Annotated in this window: 6 protein-coding genes; all 6 read right to left on the bottom strand. The window is 66.9% G+C overall.

Annotated features, from left to right (window positions below; genetic code table 11):
- Positions 1-835: HK97 family phage prohead protease (locus H623_RS0101245; protein ID WP_022899123.1), on the bottom strand; the 835-nt coding region annotated here is incomplete at its 3' end.
- Between the two features lie 86 nt (positions 836-921).
- A complete protein-coding gene (locus tag H623_RS0101255) occupies positions 922-2010 on the bottom strand; it encodes a phage portal family protein (RefSeq protein WP_022899125.1) in 1089 nt (362 codons plus the stop codon).
- 75 nt (positions 2011-2085) lie between these two features.
- On the bottom strand, positions 2086-3915 hold the full coding sequence (locus H623_RS0101260) for a hypothetical protein (protein WP_157560855.1): 1830 nt from the start codon (positions 3913-3915) through the stop codon (positions 2086-2088).
- Positions 3912-4205 (bottom strand): hypothetical protein, encoded by a 294-nt coding sequence (locus tag H623_RS17150; RefSeq protein ID WP_022899127.1) that lies wholly within the window; start codon positions 4203-4205, stop codon positions 3912-3914. Before H623_RS17150 ends, H623_RS0101260 begins: the two co-directional genes overlap by 4 nt.
- Positions 4206-4233: 28 nt before the next feature.
- The gene (locus tag H623_RS0101270; protein WP_022899128.1) at positions 4234-4488 is read right to left on the bottom strand and encodes a hypothetical protein; all 255 of its coding nucleotides are present in this window, start codon (positions 4486-4488) and stop codon (positions 4234-4236) included.
- A gap of 90 nt (positions 4489-4578) precedes the next feature.
- Positions 4579-4908 carry a hypothetical protein gene (locus H623_RS0101275; RefSeq protein ID WP_022899129.1) on the bottom strand — a complete coding sequence of 110 codons (330 nt, stop codon included), beginning with the start codon at positions 4906-4908 and terminating at the stop codon, positions 4579-4581.
- Positions 4909-5266: the final 358 nt, after the last annotated feature.

Here is a 5266-nt window from a genome sequence, read left to right on the forward strand (position 1 = left end):
CCTGGTCGATGACCTTGTCGTCGACGCGCTGCCGGGTGGCGAGCTGTGCCATGACGGTGAACGCCTGCTCGGGGCTGATGCCCTTGCGCTTGCCGCCTTCGAGAACGGCGAGCTTCGCTTCGAGAGCTTCGATGCGCTTCGTCTGCTCGGACTTGACCGGAGCCGCACTGGCGGCGACGGTCGCGGGAACGGTTGCCTCAGGCACGTTCTCCTCACCTTCTGCCGGGTCGTCCGGCTCTTCGTCCTCGGCCACGGTGGTCGAGGTTGTCTCTGTGGTGGTCGTGGTCGTGTACGCCGTACCGTCGAAGTGGTCGGTGTACGTGCTCGAGCTCGAGCTCGACGACTCACTGACGGGTTCGGCATCCGCGAGCACGGTCGCGCCGGCCTCTTCGCTGTACGAGGCCAGCACTGTCGCCCCGGCGAATGCGGGCTTCTCGACGAGCGCCGCACCGAAGATGCGACCGGCGACCGCCTTGCCGGCCTTGACGATGACACCCTTCGCTTCCATCGAAAGCGAACGACGCTTGCCGGACTTGATGTCCGCGAGCGCCGCGTCGCCTTCGGGTGTGTTCGCGATTCGGAAGCTCGCGTAGACACCGTCGCCGCGCTCGTCGAGCTGCACGGCGCGGCCGATGGGCTGCTCGTGATCGTGCTGTACGTTCAGCGACACGATGTCCTTGTCCTTCGGCAGGCTGACCGCGCCGGCCTCGACGGTGAATCCGCCGATGTTCGTGCGCCCGACGACGCCGAACGGGAGCAGCATCCCGGAGACGACGCGCTCGTCTTCGTTCGCGATGACGAGCTCGCCGGAATCGAACCGGATCGTCTCACTCATGCTCTTCGTCCTCCGGCTGCTCGTTCTGGACGGGGATGGTGGTTTCGAGGCCACCGCGGTAGATCGTCTTCGTGACGGGTGCGGTCTCATCTGAGGCTTTGGACATCGAGCTTCCCTTCGTGTGCGGCAGCGTCCGGCTGCGGCTGGTTCGCGACCGGCAGCAGGGCCGCGTCGAGTGGTGTCTTGTTGAACTCGACGGTCTGACCGCCAGGGGTGACGTCGCCGAGGGAGAGTCGCGCTTCGATCGGATCGAGGTAGAGGTGCGCGGTCTGCGTGAGGAGGTCGGTGAATTCGCCGAGCTGCGTCGTGTACGTCAGTGAGTCGATCGCGGTTGTCGATCCGAGTCGGGATGCCGGGATTCCGGTGTGCTTCGCGACGTCGGCCGCGACAGCGTTGCGCGCCTCGAGCAGCCACGCGCCGGCCGGTTCGGCTTCGATGGTGAGCTCGTAGCCTGACGGAACGAAGGCGACGGTCGAACCGTCGCGTGCCTCGCGTGCTTTCTTGTACCCGTCGAGCAGCGTCTTGACCTCGGTCGGGTCGATGTCGACGTCGTCGGTGCGACGCAGGATCGTGAGCGGTGTGGAGACTCGGGCGCGTTCGGCGATGGTGCGCTCGAATTCCAGCGCCTGGTGGAGCGTGCGCGTCGCGGTGTTCAGCAGGCCGGGGAGCATTGATTCGAAGAGGATGACGGAGTCCGCGTCGACGGGCTGCTCATCGATGAGGATCGTGCCGTTGTCGTCCCAGGTCCATCTGCCGTAGGGCACATGCCATGCTTCGGTCGGGTAGGTGTCTGCGCCTCGCTCGCACTGCCACAGGCTGAATCCAAGGAACATGAAGTCGGCGTAGGTGCGCGCGTTGCGCAGATACCAAGGCTGCTGGCCGCGACCGGTCTGCGTGAGCCAGGTCGGCTGCGACGGAAGCGGCGTGCCGCGCTTAGCGACGAGCTGCAGGTTTCCGAACGCGGACACGAGCGTCGTGTGTGCGGCGGCGACGGCCGGGATCGTGAGTGCTTCGGGCCGGCTGATCGGCATGAGGTCGTGCGAAACCGTCTCGGCGAAGATGTCCGAGAGGACGATCGCGGCCTGACTGTTGTCCGGTGCGTCCCACGAAGCGACCGAGAGAGGTGGGACTGCTGACGGCACGAGCCCGAAACCAAGCCAGTTCAACAGTCCCACCGGATTCCCCCCTGATCGAGAGGAAGCATATGCCACGCATGAGACATATGTTGAATGCGCCGCGCGGGCGGCGTGTCACACGAAGATCGCGCCGGAGAAGCCGCGTCGTCCTTGGTCGTAGGCGTGGAGCGCCATCGCTGCTGCTTCGAGCGCGGTGATGTCGTCTTCGCGTTCTTTGCGCCCGAGCGCCCAGTTCGATGGTCCGGAGAGTCGTTTCACGACGACGGTTGCGGCATCGGTGAGCGGTGACTGGTTCCAGTGTCGAAGCTCGCCTTGGTCGATGGCCTTCACGATCGCGGCCGACGCGGTGCGCACCATCGGCCACGAGAACGGTCGCAGGCGCGGCCGCGGCGACTGTCGTTGCATCCACTCTGCCTCGACCATGACTGGGCCCTGCGTGTCGTGCGCGATCTCGGCGCGGTACTTTCGGGCGAGCGTGACGGCGCGGTCGGCGACCCAGTCAACGCCGTTGCGGTGGTCGAGCACGAGGATGCATGCCTTCCCGTCGTCGTCGCGCCAGGCGCCGACGAGCGCTGCGCATGTCTGGTCCGGGTGCACGGCGAGCCCGATCGTGAACCGTGCCGGAGGTTCGGGTAGCTCGTCGTTCGGATCGGTCAGCGCGGACCAGCGTTCGAGGTTCACGAGGCCGCCGCCGCCTGCCGGGTCGCGGAAGATGCCGAGGTACTCGGCTGCGAACTTCTCGCGCGGGAGGGTCACGAAGTTCGAGTAGATGGTCTCGAGCGTGGTCAGGCCGGCCTTGAGTCCCGGATGCGTTGCTTCGACGAGCTCGCGGACGTGCGCGGCCGGATGCTCGTCCGAGGGTTCCCAGGCTTCGAGCTCCTGCTCGGTCGTGTACTGCGGTGCGGCGTACCGGACGACGCCGGTATCGGGTCGCTCGAGCCACTCCCAGAGCAGGTTTCCCTTGAGGTACCGGCCACCGGTCCCGACGGCTGCGATCTGGGCACCGGGCCGGGTGTCGATCGTCGGCATCGCGGACGCGAGGATCTCGTCGGCCTTGTCTCGTTCGGGCTCGCCGGCCTCGTCGATGATGACGAAGTCGAACGCTTCGCCGCGGAGGTCGTCGACGGTCGAGGCCCACGACACGAAGCTGTTGTTCTCGCGGAAGAGCACGGCCTCTTGCCCGGCTGCTTTGCGAAGGTGCACCGGGTCGGTGCGCGGGTTCGGGTACAGGCGCTCGATGTGCGGCGCGACGTCCTTGAGGAATCGCGACCGGCCGGCCTTTCCTGATGTCGCGGTGAACACGACCGCGCGGAAGTCTTCGCGCGTCAGAGCTCGAGCGAACGCCTCGACGATGAGACTCGTGCTCTTCGTCGACCGGCGAGGTTTCAGCACGGCGTTGTTCGGTCGGCCGGCGGCGAGCATGTCGTGCACGAGCAGCATCGACGGCACGATCCGCGCGGACGGCAGTTTCCGCTCGCCCCACAGCCTGAGCAGGGCGCCCCCAGCGATGAACGCCGCCCGGTCCTCGTCCGATCCGGCCAACTCGGTCACGTTCGTGGGGGGTAGGACCAGTTGTCTAGTTTCCTCCCAATTCTCCGGGCTGATCTGGGTAAAAAGCGTGCTGCCGACGGGCGGGGGTTGTGACGGCGCGTCAGAAACCGCGGCGCGCGCGCTGGTCGAGGTCGTCGTCTTCGTGCTCGACCGACGAGGCCGTGGAGGCTTCGGCGATGCCGGCCGCGATGCTTGCGGAGGTGGCGCGGGCAGGTGTTCGACATGCTCGAGGGTGTCGAACAGTGCGACGCCGGGCGCCGGGTCGACGGACGCGCGGTGCTCGCGGTAGTAGCGCCGCTTGTAGCAGGTGCGGCATTCGCCGGTCTTCTTGATCCAGACCGGTTTGCCGCACGCGCACAGCGGCGCTGTCTCGTCGGACGGTAGCGCGCTCACCAGTTCGGTAGCCGCTTCTGTGAGGCACGCGGTGCACGCGTACGGTTCGTGAGCTCGGCGCCCTTGCGACCGCCCGACGACCGGTTGCAACCGCGATGCTCAGGCGCGTACCGGCCGACGAAGCGACCGTTCGCGTCCTCGACGTGTCCGACGTCCCACGGCGTGCCGGGCGCGATCGGTCGACGGCAGCGCCAGCACACGCCCGCGCCCGCGTCGATGCTCGGCTGCATCCGTGCGCGCTCCTTGCGCGACGTCGTCGACCAGTGCGACGCCTTGTGGTGGACGCTCACGCTGCACCTCGACGGTGCGCACGGTGCGCTAGTAGATGCTCGCCGCTGCGGACGCTCCGATCACGATGCCCGCGATGAAGTTCGCTATCACTGCGGCCGCGATGATCCAGACTCCCGCGACGATCCACCCGAGACGTAGACGCACGATCTCCTTGTGCGTCCTCGCGCGCGGATAGTACTCCGGATGCTGAGCCTCGAATTCTCCTGCTTTGCGTCGCCGTTCGGCGAGCTCGAGGTCTGCTTCGCGCTGTCGCTTGATTCGGGCGAGAGTCTCGTCGTCCATTGTGGTGTCTCCTCTCGATGGCCCGGACGATGATCCAGGCTGACCACAGGATAGTGGCGATCGCGATGCCGGTCGCCGGGTCGTCGAACCTCATGCTCGTAGTCCCTTCGCTTCGCGTGCGACCGCGGCATCGATCGCGATCTGTAGCTGTCGCGGCGTGAATCCGTGTCGCGTCGGCCGCGGCAGCGAGCGCAGGTAGAGCTCGGCCGCGTCGATCCAGGCGAGGCCGAGCAGGTCGTTCTCGGCGTTCTCGCGTGTCATCTCGGCGACGATCGCGAGTTGCGCTGCTGCTCGACGGATCGACTCTGCCTCGAGGCCGCGGTCGACCAGCTCGAAGCGGCGAGCGATGCGCCATAGGTCGCGCTCGAGGTTGTTGAGCCGTGCTGTGATCGGCCGGGCGTCGATCGTGGTTGTCACCATGCCGGTGCCTCCGTCCATAGCAGCATTGCCGTGGCGATGAGCACGGCGAGGGCAGTCAGCGACAGCACGAACGCGTAAGCCGCGAAGGCACGTCGGCGGTTCATGCGTGCACCAGATCGGGCAGGCATCCGAAGACGCAGTGACGGTCGTCGATCAGCGCATGACCGCACGCGCCGCGCTTCGCGCGCGCGTTACAGTCCAGAGCTTCTCTCTCAGAGTCTTGGTAAGAGTTCAAGGATGGTTCGGGTGGCGCTGGCGCCAGGGGTCCGGTGGCGCTGGCGCCACCCGGTGGCGCTGGCGCCACCTCTGTGGACAACGCCGCGACGTCGGGGTCTGGCGCGTATGCGAATATCGGCTT

This window comes from Humibacter albus DSM 18994 (genome assembly GCF_000421825.1).
GTDB classification, from domain to species: Bacteria; Actinomycetota; Actinomycetes; order Actinomycetales; family Microbacteriaceae; genus Humibacter; species Humibacter albus.

Coding starts and splice junctions, on each gene's coding strand:
- H623_RS0101270 (WP_022899128.1), bottom strand. CDS start 4,488: ATGGACGACGAGACTCTCGCCCGAATCAAGCGACAGCGCGAAGCAGAC.
- H623_RS0101275 (WP_022899129.1), bottom strand. CDS start 4,908: ATGGTGACAACCACGATCGACGCCCGGCCGATCACAGCACGGCTCAAC.